Origin of the sequence: Streptococcus oralis SK610, assembly GCF_000257455.1 — a bacterium.
GTDB lineage: Bacteria > Bacillota > Bacilli > Lactobacillales > Streptococcaceae > Streptococcus > Streptococcus oralis_CB.
On record NZ_AJKQ01000026.1, the window covers coordinates 84840 to 101913 of the forward strand.

A 17074-nucleotide genomic window follows, 5' to 3' on the forward strand; every position below is an offset into this window, starting at 1 on the left:
TCCCGTTGCAAGACGGGGTTTTGTGTTATAATAGAGGCATGAAAACAAATGATATTGTCTATGGCGTCCACGCCGTCACAGAAGCCCTCCTTGCAAACACTGGAAATAAACTCTACCTCCAAGAAGATCTAAGGGGTAAGAATGTTGAGAAAGTCAAGGAATTGGCTACTGAGAAAAAAGTCTCCATCTCTTGGACCTCAAAAAAATCCCTCTCCGAAATGACCGAAGGCGCTGTCCACCAAGGTTTTGTTCTACGAGTGTCCGAATTTGCCTATAGCGAGCTGGATCACATCCTTGCCAAAACACGCCAAGAAGACAATCCACTTCTATTGATTCTGGACGGATTAACTGACCCCCATAATCTAGGTTCTATCTTAAGGACTGCTGACGCGACCAATGTTTCAGGCGTCATCATTCCCAAGCACCGTGCTGTCGGAGTGACTCCTGTCGTTGCCAAAACTGCCACAGGTGCTATCGAGCATGTGCCGATTGCCCGAGTGACCAACCTCAGTCAAACCCTAGACAAACTCAAGGATGAAGGATTCTGGACCTTTGGAACAGATATGAACGGTACTCCTTGCCACAAGTGGAATACAAAAGGGAAAATCGCCCTCATCATCGGAAATGAAGGAAAAGGCATCTCTAGCAACGTCAAAAAACAGGTCGATGAAATGATTACCATTCCTATGAATGGGCATGTTCAAAGCCTCAATGCCAGTGTTGCTGCAGCCATTCTCATGTACGAAGTTTTCCGAAACCGACTATAAAAAAGTTTCCAATCAAGTGATTGGAAACTTTTTTCTTAACTATGTTCTGTAATAAATTTGTAAGCTTCTTGACCAGCGATAGCCCCATCTCCAACTGCTGTTGTCACTTGGCGAAGGTCTTTCTGGCGAACATCTCCAACTGCAAAGATACCGTCAACGGCAGTTTTCATGTGATTATCTGTTACAATCCAGCCTGCCTGGTCTTGAATATTCAATTCTTTAACAAAATCGCTAACAGGATCCAAACCAACATAGATAAAGACACCACCGAAGGCTTGTTCTGTCACTTGACCTGTTTTTACATTTTCAAAAATTACAGATTCTACTCGATTTTCACCTTTAATTTCCTTGACAACAGAATCCCAGATAAAGTTGACTTTCTCATTTGCAAAAGCACGGTCTTGCAGAACCTTTTGGGCACGAAGTTCATCTCGACGGTGAACAATAGTGACGGACTTGGCAAAGCGAGTCAAGAAGAGAGCTTCTTCTACCGCTGAATCTCCACCACCAACTACGAGCAAGTCTTGATCACGGAAGAAAGCTCCATCACAGACCGCACAGTAAGAAACACCACGACTGTTCAATTCTTCTTCTCCGGGAACTCCCAAAAGACGGTGTTTAGAACCAGTTGCTACAATGACAGTACGGGTTTCGTAAACTTGATCATCAGTGATTACCTTCTTATAGTCACCCTGATCTTCAATATTTTCAACATAGCCATAAAGATGCTCCACTCCAAGGTTTTCAAGTGATTCAAACATCTTTTCAGCCAATTCAGGTCCACTGATATTGGCATAACCTGGATAGTTTTCAATATCAGATGTGTTATTCATTTGCCCTCCTGGCAGACCACCTTCAATCAAAGCCACTTTCAGATTGCTGCGAGCAGCATATAAGGCAGCGGTCATTCCCGCAGGTCCAGCACCGACAATAATCGTATCGTACATTTCGATTCCTTCTTTCTTGTTGTAACTATCTTTATTCTAACTCATTCTTGCTAGTCACGCAAGGATTATGCCTTGAAAACCAAGAGTAAACTCATGACGGCAAAGGATAACACCGGAACGACCAAAACACCAATCATAATCATATCATAGAGATGAGCTTGGCGAGCTTTGGCTGTCTTGTCCACACCAGACATGGCTCTCAATCCAATCCAAATCCCCAGAAAAATCACGACAAGGATGGTCGTTAAGATCAAACTCTCGAAATACAAAGAAAATAGATGCAGTAGCATGATCTCTCTCGTTTCTATCTTTTTTAAAGAGTAAACTCAGCTAGTCCAACTAACTGAGTTTTCCTTTTTCTATTATATCAAATATAAGTCCGTTTGTAACTAGCGAAGAATTCTTTTGTTCGTTCTTCTTTCGGATGATTGATGATTTCATCCGGTGTGCCAGACTCGATGATTTTCCCTTTATCTAGGAATAAAACCTTGTCAGCTACTTGGGCTACAAAAGACATATCGTGACTGACCAAAATCATGGTCTGACCTGACTTGGCAGCATCTGCAATAGACTTTTCTACTTCACCGACCAATTCTGGGTCGAGGGCTGAAGTGGGTTCGTCCAAGAGCAAGACATCTGGTTTCATAGCAAGCGCACGCGCAAGGGCAACCCGTTGCTTTTGTCCACCTGATAAGTGGCGAGGATAATGGTTTTCACGGTCAGAAAGACCAACCTTGGCCAACTCTTCCTTAGCGATTTTTGTTGCTTCCTCGTCCGATAATTTTTTAACGACAACCAAACCTTCCTTGACATTGTCAAGAGCAGTTCGGCGTTCAAACAAATTAAACTGTTGGAAAACCATAGATAACTTGCGACGAAGGGTTAAAATCTCCTCTTGGCTAATCTGAGAAAAATCAACTTTAAAATTGTCAATCTGAATCGTTCCACTATCTGGAGTTTCAAGGTAGTTCAAACTACGAAGAAAGGTTGATTTTCCAGCTCCAGATGAACCAATCAAAGCCACTACCTCACCTTTTTGGATATCCAAGTTCAGATGATTCAAGACTGTCTGTCCAGAAAAGGATTTGCTTAAATTCGAAATCTTAATCATTAACGAAGGTCTCCTTTCACATCTGTAGATACTGCATCCGGCGCTGAGATAGCCATTCTTCTCTCAATGAAACGGCCGAGGCTTTCAATTCCAATATTGACTACCCAATAAACAAGGGCAACGGAGATGAAACGTTCAAAATAGCGATAATCAGCTCCACCTAAAATCTGAGCTTGAGCAAAGACTTCCACAACACCCGCACTAAAGGCTAGAGAAGTTCCCTTGGTCAAGCCGATAAGGGAGTTGATCAAAGTCGGCGTCGCTACCACCGCCGCATTTGGAATAATCACACGACGGTATACTTGCGCACGAGTCATACCCAAACTACGCGCCGCCTCAATTTCACCTGGGTTAACAGAAAGGATGGCTGCACGAATCGTTTCACTTGCATAAGCCGCCTCATTAAAAGCAAAGGCCACAATCGCAAAAAGTGCCGCTGGAATCGCATTGATATTGAAACCAGTGCCCCATTGCTGATTAATAGCTTTCAGTGCTAAAGGAATTCCGTAGTAGGTCAACATAAGTTGAACTAGGATTGGGGTACCTTTTAAGAAGCTGACGAAAAAGGCCTGCAAGGGATATAGAATCTTAACACGATTGATCTTTACAATGGCAAAAATCAGGGCAAGTAGCAAACCAAAGAGTGCACCTCCAAGCGTTAACATCAAGGTTGTAGGCAGTTGTTGGACAATTCTTGGAATTCCATCAAAGACCGAACGCAAACTAAAGAGCTTACCATCCGGAATGAGTTGCATCAAACTTTGGTACCAATCTGATGCTAAAAATGTTGTAACAGTCATAAAAACATCCTCTCCTGATAATGATTCATTCTACCATACTTCTGCTCGCAAGCAAATTATTTGCTACGGGTAAAGCAGACTTTGTCTATCTTCTAGTTTATCACACTTTAAAACAGGGAAGCTATATATTTTACCTATCAAGGAGATAAATAAAAACTATCTCAAACCTAAGTTCTCATAGGCTTTTCTATAGCCGATTTGCTTAACAGTTCCATTTTCCACTAAGATTGGGCGTTTTAACAACATGCCATCACTAGCCAGAAGCTTGGCTGCTTCTTGTTTTGACAAACTTCCCACCTTATCTTTTAGGCCTAGTTCTCGGTATTTGATCCCGCTAGTATTGAAAAATTGTTTCAATTCAAAACCAGAAGTTTCTAGCCAGTTTAAAATAACTTCTTCACTTGGTGTTTCTTCTACGATATGGACGTCTTGGTATTCAAGTCCGAGTTGGTCTAGTTCATTTTTTGCTTTCTTACAAGTTGAACATTTTGGGTATTCGATAAATTCTAACATCTTCTTTTCTTTCTATTTTTTATTTTCTTGAAATGCTGCACCTTCATGTTGCAAGAGCCAAGCTTTCTTTTCGACTCCAGATGCATAGCCTGTCAAGCGATTACCTGACCCCAGCACACGATGACAGGGTACGAGGATGGACCAAGGATTGCGCCCCACTGCTCCACCAATCGCTTGGGCAGAAGCTACTTGCAGGTCTTTCGCTATTTGACCGTAAGTCACTGTTTGACCATAAGGAATGGCCTGTAAGTAGGTCCAAACTCGCTTTTCAAAATCTGTTCCAATAGGAGCCAAAGGTAAGTCAGATAGATCCTGAACACTGCCTTCAAAATAGGTATCTAAATAGGAAATAACTTGCTCTAATACAGGATGGCTACCAACTTCTTCTATCGCTTCATCCCCTAATCCCCTCTCAAAATGAGTTTGGTCCTGCACCCAAATTCCATACAGATATTGCTCGTCAGCAACTAAGGATAAGGTCCCAATTGGCGACGGGTAGAGCATTTTTGCGTACTTATTCTGCTTCATTTTTTTAATTTCTGATAGGCCAAACGTTCCCCATCAACTGGAACCTTACCGACCTGTTGGAAACCTAGCTTTTCAAAGATATGCTGCATGGCCTTATTTTGTGCATGCGTATCTGAACGAAAATCTAGGTAATCAAAACCTTCAATCAAGCCTTCTAGGAAAGTCTGCGCAACTCCTTGTCCTTGGACATCTGCTGCCACAGCGATACGGTGAAAGATCAGATATTCTGATTCTTCCCCCTGCCAACTTCCTTCATAAATGGCTTCATAGGCTTCCTCTGGGTTCTTGGTCACAGCAGCATAGGCTAACAGTTCTCCCTCTTCCAAGGCCACATAGGCTTGACCAGAGATGATATCATCAATAATGATGTCGGCATTTGGATAGTCATTTTGCCACTGGTCACTACCAGACTTGGCTAAACACTTTTTGGCATCCTCCATCACCTGCATAATCGCATCTACTTCGTTTGGAAAAGCTAAACGAATCTCCATCTCTTCCCCTCATTTCTAACTAGTTTCTCTCATCATAGCATAATTTAAAGCTTTCTACAAGCAGTTGAAACTTGACTTTTGTTTTTTATTATTTTATAATCTAGTTATTGAAACTAGATAAAAAGGAGTTGGAAATGAATTCTATCTTTTCCTACCCAAAATGGGAAGACATTCCAAACATTGACCTCTATCTGGATCAGGTTTTACTTTATGTCAATCAAGTCTGCGCCCCTATCTCTCCGGATAAAGAGAAGGGCCTGACCGCATCCATGGTCAATAACTATGTCAAACACGGTTACCTGACAAAGCCTGACAAGAAAAAATACCAACGCAAACAGATTGCCCGTTTGATTGCCCTCACCACTCTCAAGTCTGTCTTTTCGATCCAAGAAATCGCCCAGACACTTAATACTCTACAAACTCAAGCGAGCTCAGACCAGCTCTACGACGCTTTTGTGGACTACATGAACCATGGGATTGATCCAGAAAATCCTATTATCCAAACCAGCTGTCAAACGGTTAAACTCTATCATCAAACTCTAGACTTAATCCTTATCAAAGAAGGGGAGGAAATCCAATGAATACAAGCTTAAAACTCAGTAAAAAGCTCAGTTTTGGAGAGGAAATCGCTAATAGCGTGACCCATGCTGTGGGTGCGGTTATCATGCTCATCTTACTCCCCATTTCATCCACCTACAGTTATGAAGTACATGGGTTTTTATCATCTTTTGGTGTTTCTATCTTTGTTATCAGTCTCTTTCTCATGTTCCTCTCATCAACTATTTACCACTCTATGGCCTATGGTTCGACCCACAAATACGTTTTGCGAATCATCGACCACTCTATGATTTATGTGGCTATCGCAGGCTCTTATACGCCAGTCGTATTGACTTTGATGAATAACTGGTTTGGCTATCTGATCATTGCCATTCAGTGGGGAACGACCATCTTTGGCATCCTCTATAAAATCTTTGCTAAAAAGGTCAATGAAAAATTCAGCCTTGCCCTTTACCTGATCATGGGCTGGTTGGTTCTGGCTATCATTCCTGCTATTATCAGTCAAACAACGCCAATTTTCTGGAGTCTCATGGTAACTGGCGGACTCTGTTATACAGTTGGAGCTGGATTTTACGCTAAGAAAAAACCTTATTTCCACATGATTTGGCATCTCTTTATCCTAGCGGCATCTGCACTCCAATATATCGCGATTGTTTATTACATGTAAAAAAGTTGAGAATCTTTTCTCAACTTTTTTCTTTACACATATTGATAAAGTACTGGTGCAAGAGAACATCATCTGTCAATTCTGGATGAAAAGAGGTCACCAGCATATTTTTTTCTTGAGCTGCAACGATTTGGTTATTCACTACTGCCAGAACATCAACATCCTTACCAACTTCACTAATAATAGGTCCACGGATAAAGGTCATGGGAATCTGACCGACTCCCTTACATTCTGCCTCTGTATAAAAACTTCCTAGTTGACGCCCATAGGCATTGCGCTCAACCACTATATCCATGGTTCCAAGATGACTTTCTTCCTGAGAAGTGATTTCCTTAGCCAGCAAAATCAAGCCTGCGCAAGTACCAAAAACTGGAAGTCCAGATGAAATAGCTTCTCGGATTGGAATCAACATCTGCTGGTCGCGCAAGAGCTTGCCCATAGTCGTAGACTCACCACCAGGTAATATCAAACCCGACAAGTCACTCTGATGTTGTTGAAAATCCTCTAAATTTCTGATTTCTACACTAACAACACCTAACTTCTCTAACACTTTTGCATGTTCTGCAAAGGCACCTTGCAAGGCTAATATCCCGATTTTCATCTATTTTCCTCGCTCAGCCATTAGAATTTGGATTTCATTCTCGTTAATACCAACCATGGCTTCCCCTAGGTCTTCAGAGATTTGAGCCAGAATTTGAGGATTTTGGTAGTTGGTTACGGCTTTGACAATAGCACTTGCTCGTTTAACAGGATCTCCTGACTTGAAAATACCTGAACCGACAAAGACGCCCTCTGCTCCCAATTGCATCATCAGCGCAGCATCTGCTGGCGTTGCAACGCCTCCAGCTGCAAAGTTTACAACTGGTAATTTTCCATGTTCATGAACGTATTGGACCAATTCAACAGGGACTTGTAAGTCCTTGGCAGCAACATAAAGTTCATCCTCACGGAGATTTTGAATGCGGCGAATTTCTTGATTCATCATGCGCATATGACGAACGGCTTGAACAATGTCTCCTGTACCCGGTTCTCCTTTTGTCCGAATCATAGAAGCTCCTTCAGCGATACGACGCAAGGCTTCACCCAAGTCCTTAGCCCCACAGACAAAAGGAACTTGGAATTCTTTCTTGTCCACATGGAAACGGTCATCAGCTGGAGAAAGCACTTCACTTTCATCGATATAGTCAATCTCAATAGCCTCTAAAATCTGAGCTTCTACAAAATGCCCGATTCTAACCTTGGCCATCACTGGAATGCTCACCGCTTCTTGGATTTCCTTAATCATCTTTGGATCACTCATACGGGAAACCCCACCAACTGCACGAATATCAGCTGGAATGCGCTCCAAGGCCATGACAGCTGCTGCACCAGCAGCTTCCGCAATCCGAGCCTGTTCAGGGTTCTGAACGTCCATGATAACCCCACCTTTGAGCATCTGTGCCAAGTTTTTATTTAGTTCATAACGATTTTCAGTCATTTCTTAATCCTCATCATTTGTATTGGTAGCTACCATTTCATTTTAAGCCAGATTAGAATGAAGTACAAGATAAAAAAAGGATAATTGTATGGGTGCAGATTGATACTCAATGAAAATCAAAGAGCAAACTAGGAAGCTAGCCACAGGCTGTACTTGAGTACGGTAAGGCGAAGCTGACGTGGTTTGAAGAGATTTTCGAAGAGTATAACTAAAAAACTATCTGACCTTAACTTAAGGGCAGATAGCTCATCAATTTTTATTTTTCAGCTGTAAGTGCAGCCATTGTAATGTAGTTGTATGGTTTGTTAAAGTGTGGCAAGAAGAATAGGTCTGTCAAGGCCAATTTATCGATTGTTACATGCTCTTGGATAGCAAGTGAGAACATGTGGATTCCCATACTGATAGCAGCATCATGTGAAACCATTTGTGCACCAAGGATTTCTCGGCTGTCTTTGTCAAAGACAATCTTGATGGCAACTTCGTGGTTGTCATGTTTGATAAATTCTGGTTTTTGAAGATCGTTAAAGCCAGTTTCAGTTGCATTATAGCCTGCAGCTTTGGCTTTTTCAAGAGTCAAACCAGTCGAAACCATGTGAAGACCGTAGATAGAGATACCGTTTGATCCTTGTACACCGATTCCTTCCAATTCATGACCACAAGCATTATAAGCACCAACGATACCAGTACGTACAGCGTTAGATGCAAGAGCAATGTAGCTTGTATCTTTACGAGCATTGTCATAAACAGTTGCACAGTCACCAACAGCGTATACACCTGGGATAGATGTTTCTTGCTTCTTATCTACAAGGAAGGCACCGTTGCGGAAGAGTTCAATCTTACCGTCAGCAAGAGCTGTGTTTGGACGGAAGCCAACAGCAAGAACCACCATATCCACATCAAATGTTTCTTTGTCTGTTACCAAGCGTTCAACTTTTCCATCACCTTGGATGGCTTTAACTGTTTGACCAAGAGCCAAGCGGATGTTGTGGTCTTCCAAGTTCTTCGCCATCATTTGAGTAAAGTCTTTGTCATAGTAGCCGTTCAAGACAGTATCTACGATATCTACAAGCACTACTTCTTTTCCAAGACGCTCGAAAGCTTCGGCAAGTTCTACACCGATGTAACCACCACCAACAACGGCAATGCGCTCAAGGTGTTTACTCTTGTCTTCAAGTTTTTCAATAACTTCTTCAGCGTTTTGGTACAATTTAACAAATTGTACATTTTCAAGAGTTGCTTTGAATTCGCGGTTGCCCTTAACGATTTCAACACCTTCGATTGGAGGCAAGATTGGAGTTGAACCAGTTGCAAAGATCAATTTATCATAAGACTCTTTGTGCTCTTTTCCTTCAACTTCTGCAGTCACAACTTTGTTATCGTAGTCAATTGAAAGAACTGGTGAGTTCATGTAAACTTTAGCACCTTTTGCTTCCAATTTTTCTTTATCAGAGTAGAAGAGACCTTCTGGGCCATCAATTTGTTCCCCGATCCAAAGCGCCATTCCACAACCAAGGAATGAAATATTAGAGTTTTGGTCAAACACTACGATTTCGTTCTCATGTCCGAAGTTGTCCAACATCGTATTAATACAAGCTGTACCAGCGTGGTTAGCACCAACTACAACGATTTTACTCATAGAAAAATTCCTACCTTTAATTTTTGATTTACCTTTCTAGTATATCATTTACTGTTAGCGTTTACAAGATATTTGCTCAGAATTCTCTTTTTTTCAGAAAAAAATACACTTAACATTGATAAATCCAATTTTTCTATCGCTTTCATATTAGTTTTGAGCATATTTCTTGACTTTTTGTCAAAATTCATTTGTGAAAACGCTGACTTTATGATATGCTAGATACATGGAAAGAAAATGTAAGGGGTTTAATTTTTCTTTAACGACCTTATATTGAATGATTTCCTATAAAGAGAAAGGAGCTGGTAGCTTGCCTCTTCATTCACGTTCTGAACGGCTAATGGGAACAACTATCACGATTTCATTAGTAGATGAACAGGCTGATTGCCTACTTCAAGGAGCCTTTGATTTGCTCAAGGAACTCGAATACCGCTTTAACGCCAACAGTCAAGAATCCGAACTGATGGAAATCAACTACCAAGCTGGAATCGCACCTGTTAAGGTTCATCCTGACCTGTTTGAACTGATTGCTCTTGGACTTGAGCATAGCCTAGCTCCATCTAGCCATCTAAACATCAGCATTGGCCCCTTGATTCAAACCTGGCGAATCGGATTTGCAGATGCACGGCTTCCAGACTCTAAAGAAATCGAAGCTGTCTTATCTCTAGTTGACCCGCATTTTATCAAGTTGGATCCGACTAGCTCTACTGTCTTTTTAGAGAAGAAAGGAATGAAGCTTGATTTAGGTTGTTTAGCCAAGGGCTATAGTGCAGATAAGGTTGCCCAGTATTTGAAAGAACACGGTGTCACCTCTGCCCTGATTAATCTCGGAGGAAATATCCTCACCATCGGGAATAACCAAGCCAAAGAAGGGAATGCCTGGCAGATTGGGATTCAAGATCCGCGAAATCCTCGTGGCAATCATCTCCTAACTATCCCTGCTTCTAACAAATCCGTTGTCACTTCAGGTATCTATGAACGCCACCTGACAGTAGATGGAAAAGACTATCACCATATCTTTGATAGTAAGACAGGATTCCCTGTCGAAACCGATCTCGCTAGCCTAACGATCGTATCTGATAAATCCGTTGATGGTGAGATTTGGACAACTCGCCTATTCGGAGAGCGAAGCGCTTCTATCCTCTGGCAAGTCGAAAGTATAGATGGTATTGAAGCCATCCTCATCGACAAAGAAGGACGCCTTGCATGTTCTTCAGGCCTTCAAAATTGTATTATGTAAAAAGAGAAAGGAAATCTCATGCTAAAACTTATTGCCATTGTTGGAACGAACTCTAAACGTTCTACAAACCGCCAATTGCTCCAATACATGCAAAAACACTTTGCAGATAAAGCTGAAATTGAACTCGTTGAAATCAAGGATATCCCTGTTTTCAACAAACCAGCAGATAAGCAACTTCCAGCTGAAATTCTTGAGATTGCAGCTAAAATTGAAGAGGCTGACGGTGTGATTATCGGTACTCCTGAGTACGACCACTCTATCCCTGCAGTTTTGATGAGCGCTCTTGCTTGGCTATCTTACGGTATCTACCCACTTTTGAACAAACCAATCATGATCACTGGTGCTTCATACGGTACACTTGGTTCATCTCGTGCCCAATTGCAACTTCGTCAAATCTTGAATGCTCCTGAAATTAAGGCAAATGTTCTACCAGATGAATTCTTGCTCTCACACTCTCTTCAAGCATTTAACCCAAGTGGTGACTTGGTTGACCTTGACGTCATCAAGAAATTGGATGCCATCTTTGATGACTTCCGTATCTTTGTGAAGATTACTGAAAAATTGCGCAATGCGCAAGAATTGCTTCGCAAAGATGCAGAAGAATTTGACTGGGAAAATTTGTAAGATAGGAGACCGAAAGAATGAAATTTGTTGGACTTGTTGGATCAAACTACGATCAATCATATAACCGCAAACTCTTGGAATTTATCCGTCGCAATTTCAAATTCAAATTTGAATTAGAAGTTCTTGAAATTGACGAAGTTCCAATGTTTAACCAAGACGAAAAATGGGACGAAAGTTTCCAATTGCGATTCTTGTACAACAAGATTACACGTGCTGATGGTGTCATTATCGCAACTCCTGAGCACAACCACACTATCTCAGCTTCACTCAAATCTGTACTTGAATGGCTTTCATACGAAGTTCATCCATTTGAAAACAAACCTGTTATGATTGTGGGTGCATCATACTATGACCAAGGAACATCACGTGCCCAAGTTCACCTTCGTAAGATACTTGACGCTCCAGGTGTCAATGCCTACACACTTCCAGGAAATGAGTTCCTTCTTGGTAAAGCCAAAGAAGCTTTTGATAACAACGGAAATATCACCAACGAAGGCACTGTTAAATTCCTTGAAACTTGCTTAGATAACTTTGTAAAATACGTAGGAGTCGTTTCGAAATTGAAAAAACCAAAACCAATCGAACCAGAAGACTTGGATTGTGGAAAACCAATTGCTACAACCATTACAGAAGTTGATCCTGACGATCCAGAATGGGTAGAAAAAGTTGCAGCAATCACTGGAGCTGTTTCTGGTGATACCTATGTCAAACTGGACCATGGTATCTTGACCGTTAACCAAATCGATATGTTCTTGAAAGCTATGCCATTTGAATTGACATACGCTGACGACAACAACCAATTCCTCTACTACAACAACGCTCACCAAGATCCAGATACCATGTTTGCTAAACGTGTACCACCTCAATCAGGTAGCCGTATGTCGACTGTTCATGGATCTCTTCCACCAGCACGCATGAAGAATGTAGAGTGGGTTATCGGAACACTTCGCAACGGAAACCAAGAATACGTCCGCACGATCGTTCCAGGTTCTCCTGCAGGTGTCATCAACACCCACAACTACCAAGCAATGTACTATCCTGATGGATCATACGCTGGTATCAATGAAATCGTCTTTAACTTCCAACCATGGCTTGACTGGTACCTAAAAGAGACTGGTCAACGTTTGGTGGGTGGTAGCGGACCATTTGCTCCTGCAGCTGGAGGTCATGGAGACGCCGATGCTACTTCTGGCGCTTCTGATTCAGGTGATGCTGGAGGCCACGGTGGTGACGCAGACGCTACTTCTGGTGCAAGCAACTAAGAAACCAAAAAGGAGCCAAATGGCTCCTTTTTTTATTACAACAGAAAAGGGGCTAGTAAATCATCTACAACCCCCTTTCATTTTATGAGTTGGGATCATCTAAACTACGACCATGCAAACCTTTTTCACGTTGTACTTGGCGTAGTTTTTCTGGTGTGACATCATTTCCTTCCTCATCCACAATTTTAATTCCTTCAATGTGGTGACGAACAGAACGACGATAGCCTTCGATGTACTCCTCACGAAGTTTAGCTTGTTCTACTTTTTCAGCAGAAGTTAAGCCTTCTGTCTTTTTCTTTTTGGCAAGCTCGTTAATGCGATCAATTTTTTTAGGATCCATGTTTCTCTCCTTTATGATAAGATTTAATCCGTTTACCAGATTTTATTTGGTATTGATTTGGTTGAAACGTGCAAGTTTAGCTGCTTTCTTAGTTAATTGCAACAAGATAGCCAAGCGATTTTGTCGGACAGTCTGATCTTCAGCCATTACCATGGTATTTTCAAAGAAAGCATCAATAACTGGGCTAAGCGCAAAGAGTTGTTCTAATTGCTGATTTGCTGTCCCTGACAAAACGAGTGATTCTACTGCTTCCGCCAAGGCTTCCTCTTCTTCATTCTCAAAGAGAGCATGATCAACCGTGTCAGAACCTTCTGCCTTCTCAGCCAAGTTGAAAGCACGTGAGAGGGATTCGACAGATGGTTTGAAGTCTTCTTTCTTACTTGCTTCTACAAGAGCACTTGCTGCTTCTAGCATATCTGCCACAACAAAGTTTGAACTTGCAAGGACTGCTTCCTTGATATCTTTTGGAGTAGAACCCATCATCTTATCAACACGAGCCTTGATAAAGTCCATAACCTCTGCCTTATTTTCATAAGTCAAGCTGTCAAATTTCAAACTGTAAAGGCTATCAATTAGCTCATCCATAGCAATGTGCCAACCAAAAGCATCCAAGATACGAACCACACCTTGCGTCGCACGACGAAGGGCATAAGGGTCATTAGAACCTGAAGGAATCAAGCCTACTGAGAAGAAACTCAAAATTGTATCCAATTTGTCTGCAATGGCTAGAATGGCTCCAACCTTGCTCTCTGGAAGAGCTCCGTCAGCTGATGTAGGCATATAGTGTTCACGAATAGCAGCCGCAACTGCTGGAGTTTCTCCTGCAAGAAGAGCATATTTCTCACCCATAATTCCTTGGAGTTCGTCAAATTCACCAACCATACCCGTCAACAAGTCAAACTTGTAAATGGCTGCTGCACGAGCAAGGTCAACCGTTTCATCCACTGACAAACCAGCTTTTTCTGCCAAGAGAATGGCAATCTGCCCTGTACGAATCATGTGTTCACGAAGAGAACCAATCTTTTCATGGAAGGTGACATTGTTTAATTTTTCGACTAAGTCAGAAATAACCAATTTTTGGTCTTCACGCCAAAAGAATTCACCGTCCTCCAAGCGGGCCACCAAGACTTTTTCATTTCCTTTGATAACATTTTCCAAATGCTCTGCGTTTCCATTACGAACTGAAATAAAGTTTGGCAAGAGTTTTCCATCTTGATCGCGGACAACGAAATAGCGTTGGTGTTCCTTCATCGAAGTCACCAAGACTTCTTCAGGCACTTCAAGGTATTTGGCATCAAAACTTCCCATGAAGGCAGTTGGGTATTCAACCAAGTTCAAGACTTCATTCAACAAGTCCGCATCAATTTCGATACGTACACCATGTTCAGCTTCGATTGCCTTGATTTGGTCAACAATCATTTGCTCACGTTCACGAGCGTCTGCGATTACAAACTGAGCACGAAGATCTTCTTCATAGCTCAATGCTGACTGAATCTTAGTTTCTTGCCCCAAGAAACGATGGCCGCGACTCACACGACCGCCCTTGATATCAAGGAAATCCAAATCAAACTCTTCTTCATCTAAAAGAACAGTTAAAGTGTGTACAGGGCGGATGTATTCAAAAGTGTTGTTAGCCCAGTGCATGCTGACAGGGAAAGTCAGTGACTTCAAGACGTCTACAACACCTGGAACAATGGATTCAACTGGTTGGCCCACTTCTTCCTTGGTAACATAGACGTATTCTTCTCCCTTGATTTCACGGAATTCAATATCTTCAACTGTCAAGCCTTTCCCACGGACAAATCCTTGAGCTGCTTTGGTGAAGTTTCCATCACTATCCAAGGCAATTTTCTTTGCTGGCCCCTTGAAATCTTCTGTCAAATCAGACTGTTTGTCTGCAAGACCAGTCACACGAACAGCCAAACGGCGTGGTGTTGAGAAGGTTTGAATGGCTTCAAAAGACAGGCGGTTTTCCTTGAGGAAGGCTGCCATTTTTTCACCTAGTTGTTTTTCGCTTGGAGTTACTACGTAGGCTGGTAACTCTTCAAGACCGAGTTCTACTAATAAGTTTTTTGTCATGTTTTTTCTCCGAAAGATATCTTTTTATTTTCCAGTTTGCCTTATGTGATTGGCACGCAAGCAACCAACTTCGTTGTTTCATTGCTAAAATTGGAGTCGAAAGTCTCCAATTTTGCCTAGTATCCTTAGCTTCACTAAGGATACCTTCATCACTGCGGCAACTGGATCAGGGCTCACTCCGTTCGCCCATTTTCGTAAACTGTCACTCTCTTTATTCTGCGTCTTCTGCTAGGAGTTTAGCTCGTGTTGCTTCATCTAAAAGTGGGTAGCCTAGGCGTTTACGCTCTGCGACAAAGGTTTTGGCTACGACACGGGCTAAGTTACGGATACGAGCGATATAGCCTGCACGCTCTGTTACGGATACGGCACCACGCGCGTCAAGCAGGTTAAAGGTGTGTGAACATTTGAGAACATAGTCATAGGCAGGGTGAACCAAGCCCTCTTCCAAGGCACGACCAGCTTCCTTTTCAAACTTATCAAAGTTTTCCAGTAACATTTCTTGGTCCGAAATTTCAAATGAATATTTTGAATGTTCGTACTCAGGCTGGATAAAGATTTCTCCATATTTTACACCATCAGCCCACTCAATATCATAGACAGAATCAACTTCTTGAATATAAGAAGCCAAGCGTTCCAAACCATAGGTAACTTCCGCAGTCACAGGGCCAGTTGCCAATCCACCAACTTGTTGGAAATAAGTGAACTGAGTGATTTCCATCCCATCAAGCCAAACTTCCCAACCGAGACCAGCTGAACCAGTCGATGGATTTTCCCAGTTATCTTCAACGAAGCGGATATCGTGTTCCAAAGGATTGATACCTAATTTTTCCAAAGACTCAAGGTAAAGCTCTTGGATATTTGATGGAGAAGGCTTCATGACCACTTGGAATTGGTGGTGTTGGTATAGGCGGTTAGGGTTTTCCCCGTAACGACCGTCAGCAGGACGACGTGATGGCTCTACATAAGCCGCATTCCATGGCTCAGGACCAATAGCACGAAGGAAAGTGTAAGGACTCATTGTCCCTGCACCTTTTTCATTATCATAAGCCTGCATGAGCATACAATCTTGGTCATTCCAAAATTGTTGTAAAGTCAAAATAATTTCTTGAAATGTTAATTTCTTAGACATTGAATACTCCTTTAGTTTTTATATTTCTTTTTCAATTAATTTCTGCTGAACAAACCAATTTAACAAGGGAAGAGTTTTATCTGTGTTTGCCCATAGATGATAAGAATCAAAGACCGCTTGTACACTACCTAGATTTTCTACCAACTTATCTATTGTCAAAAAACTACGCCAGTATTCGTAAAAAATACTTGCATAGTTCTTATCATAAGTAGAGGAACCAAAATCATTCAATGAATGCCAACCATACTTCTTCTGATAAAGTTCTACGAGAGATTGATTACAAATTTTTTCCGCTTGAAATTCCTCTTCTGTCAAGAAATACTTGCGACTAATATATTCAACCATCCCTTCTTCAAACCAGATGTAAGAGTCGTAACCATCAAAATCATCTGAAAAATGCTCCGACCAATGAGCTAACTCATGTCCTACAATCTGTAAGAGGAAATTTTCAGATAAAGAATGATAGTGACTTTCTATTGCTTGAGTTTGCTGAGAACACTCGTAGTCCATCAACTGATACAAATACAGCTCTTTCCAAACAGTTAAATCAGGCGTCATAACCATTCGTCTATTATTTGTATAGGCAGGAACAGGAATTTCTCTAATAATCTGTGTAGCAGCATTAAAACCTGACCAAATGATGGCTTGCGGTAAATCGTAGACTGCAAGTTCATTCTTTAAAAAAGATTGATAAGCCTCCAACTTTTCAGTATTTCTTAATACAAAATCACGAAATGCAACTAGTTGGCTATCATCTTTTACAAGATAAAGGTTATCCACGACTCTCCTTTCTTTTACACACATAGGCTGAATAAACAAAAGAACCGCATCCGACAATCCTAGGTTGATTTAACCTAGGGGCGTCTGAAACGCGGTTCCACCCTAATTTATTACTTCATTGTTTATAA

Annotated in this window: 20 protein-coding genes; 6 read left to right on the top strand and 14 right to left on the bottom strand. The window is 41.7% G+C overall.

Annotated elements, in window-relative coordinates:
• Nucleotides 1–38 precede the first annotated feature (38 nt).
• On the top strand, nt 39–767 hold the full coding sequence (gene rlmB, locus HMPREF1115_RS10220; RefSeq protein WP_000855738.1) for a 23S rRNA (guanosine(2251)-2'-O)-methyltransferase RlmB: 729 nt from the start codon (nt 39–41) through the stop codon (nt 765–767).
• Nucleotides 768–802: 35 nt separating this feature from the next.
• On the opposite strand, the gene trxB is transcribed toward rlmB, so the two are convergent.
• From trxB to HMPREF1115_RS10255, 7 genes are all read right to left on the bottom strand, one after another.
• Nucleotides 803–1714, bottom strand: coding sequence for a thioredoxin-disulfide reductase (gene trxB / locus HMPREF1115_RS10225; RefSeq protein ID WP_000272346.1), 912 nt, complete (start codon nt 1712–1714; stop codon nt 803–805).
• Between the two features lie 65 nt (nt 1715–1779).
• On the bottom strand, nt 1780–2004 hold the full coding sequence (locus tag HMPREF1115_RS10230) for a DUF4059 family protein (protein WP_000924294.1): 225 nt from the start codon (nt 2002–2004) through the stop codon (nt 1780–1782).
• 77 nt (nt 2005–2081) lie between these two features.
• Entirely contained in the window at nt 2082–2825 is a 744-nt protein-coding gene (locus HMPREF1115_RS10235; RefSeq protein ID WP_000590997.1) for an amino acid ABC transporter ATP-binding protein, read from the bottom strand.
• The gene (locus HMPREF1115_RS10240; protein ID WP_000219163.1) at nt 2825–3625 is read right to left on the bottom strand and encodes an amino acid ABC transporter permease; all 801 of its coding nucleotides are present in this window, start codon (nt 3623–3625) and stop codon (nt 2825–2827) included. The genes HMPREF1115_RS10235 and HMPREF1115_RS10240 overlap by 1 nt, the downstream gene beginning before the upstream one ends.
• Before the next feature lie 156 nt (nt 3626–3781).
• Nucleotides 3782–4138, bottom strand: a complete 357-nt coding sequence (locus HMPREF1115_RS10245) for an arsenate reductase family protein (RefSeq protein ID WP_000889077.1) — start codon at nt 4136–4138, stop codon at nt 3782–3784.
• A 12-nt stretch (nt 4139–4150) separates the two neighbouring features.
• Nucleotides 4151–4666, bottom strand: a complete 516-nt coding sequence (locus HMPREF1115_RS10250; protein ID WP_000812478.1) for a methylated-DNA--[protein]-cysteine S-methyltransferase — start codon at nt 4664–4666, stop codon at nt 4151–4153.
• Complete coding sequence (locus HMPREF1115_RS10255) at nt 4663–5157, bottom strand: GNAT family N-acetyltransferase (protein ID WP_000405841.1); 495 nt, start codon at nt 5155–5157, stop codon at nt 4663–4665. Before HMPREF1115_RS10255 ends, HMPREF1115_RS10250 begins: the two co-directional genes overlap by 4 nt.
• 134 nt (nt 5158–5291) lie before the next feature.
• On the opposite strand from HMPREF1115_RS10255, the gene HMPREF1115_RS10260 reads away from it, so the two are divergent.
• On the top strand, nt 5292–5738 hold the full coding sequence (locus HMPREF1115_RS10260; RefSeq protein WP_001084370.1) for a DUF1836 domain-containing protein: 447 nt from the start codon (nt 5292–5294) through the stop codon (nt 5736–5738).
• Nucleotides 5735–6382: a PAQR family membrane homeostasis protein TrhA gene (gene trhA / locus HMPREF1115_RS10265; protein WP_001097976.1), complete on the top strand. Its 648-nt coding sequence runs from the start codon at nt 5735–5737 to the stop codon at nt 6380–6382. Before HMPREF1115_RS10260 ends, trhA begins: the two co-directional genes overlap by 4 nt.
• Nucleotides 6383–6401: 19 nt before the next feature.
• Here trhA and pdxT read toward each other — a convergent pair whose 3' ends face one another.
• The 3 genes from pdxT to nox all read right to left on the bottom strand — a co-directional run bounded on the left by pdxT (nt 6402) and on the right by nox (nt 9495).
• Nucleotides 6402–6983, bottom strand: coding sequence for a pyridoxal 5'-phosphate synthase glutaminase subunit PdxT (pdxT, locus tag HMPREF1115_RS10270; protein WP_000689961.1), 582 nt, complete (start codon nt 6981–6983; stop codon nt 6402–6404).
• Nucleotides 6984–7859, bottom strand: coding sequence for a pyridoxal 5'-phosphate synthase lyase subunit PdxS (gene pdxS / locus HMPREF1115_RS10275; RefSeq protein WP_000138534.1), 876 nt, complete (start codon nt 7857–7859; stop codon nt 6984–6986). It lies immediately after the preceding gene.
• Between the two features lie 256 nt (nt 7860–8115).
• A complete protein-coding gene (gene nox, locus HMPREF1115_RS10280; protein ID WP_000036761.1) occupies nt 8116–9495 on the bottom strand; it encodes a H2O-forming NADH oxidase in 1380 nt (459 codons plus the stop codon).
• A gap of 307 nt (nt 9496–9802) precedes the next feature.
• On the opposite strand from nox, the gene HMPREF1115_RS10285 reads away from it, so the two are divergent.
• The 3 genes from HMPREF1115_RS10285 to HMPREF1115_RS10295 are packed head-to-tail and all read left to right on the top strand — an operon-like array spanning nt 9803 to nt 12618.
• On the top strand, nt 9803–10732 hold the full coding sequence (locus HMPREF1115_RS10285; RefSeq protein WP_025171016.1) for an FAD:protein FMN transferase: 930 nt from the start codon (nt 9803–9805) through the stop codon (nt 10730–10732).
• An 18-nt stretch (nt 10733–10750) separates the two neighbouring features.
• Nucleotides 10751–11356, top strand: coding sequence for an NADPH-dependent FMN reductase (locus HMPREF1115_RS10290; RefSeq protein WP_000915935.1), 606 nt, complete (start codon nt 10751–10753; stop codon nt 11354–11356).
• Nucleotides 11357–11373: 17 nt separating this feature from the next.
• On the top strand, nt 11374–12618 hold the full coding sequence (locus tag HMPREF1115_RS10295) for an NAD(P)H-dependent oxidoreductase (RefSeq protein ID WP_000673672.1): 1245 nt from the start codon (nt 11374–11376) through the stop codon (nt 12616–12618).
• Nucleotides 12619–12700: 82 nt separating this feature from the next.
• Here HMPREF1115_RS10295 and HMPREF1115_RS10300 read toward each other — a convergent pair whose 3' ends face one another.
• The 4 genes from HMPREF1115_RS10300 to HMPREF1115_RS10315 form a co-directional block, all read right to left on the bottom strand.
• Nucleotides 12701–12958: a DUF896 family protein gene (locus HMPREF1115_RS10300; RefSeq protein WP_000371301.1), complete on the bottom strand. Its 258-nt coding sequence runs from the start codon at nt 12956–12958 to the stop codon at nt 12701–12703.
• A 42-nt stretch (nt 12959–13000) separates the two neighbouring features.
• Nucleotides 13001–15037, bottom strand: coding sequence for a glycine--tRNA ligase subunit beta (glyS, locus tag HMPREF1115_RS10305; protein ID WP_000164749.1), 2037 nt, complete (start codon nt 15035–15037; stop codon nt 13001–13003).
• 211 nt (nt 15038–15248) lie between these two features.
• A complete protein-coding gene (gene glyQ / locus HMPREF1115_RS10310) occupies nt 15249–16166 on the bottom strand; it encodes a glycine--tRNA ligase subunit alpha (protein WP_000038725.1) in 918 nt (305 codons plus the stop codon).
• 18 nt (nt 16167–16184) lie between these two features.
• Nucleotides 16185–16946: a hypothetical protein gene (locus tag HMPREF1115_RS10315; protein ID WP_000369584.1), complete on the bottom strand. Its 762-nt coding sequence runs from the start codon at nt 16944–16946 to the stop codon at nt 16185–16187.
• Nucleotides 16947–17074: the final 128 nt, after the last annotated feature.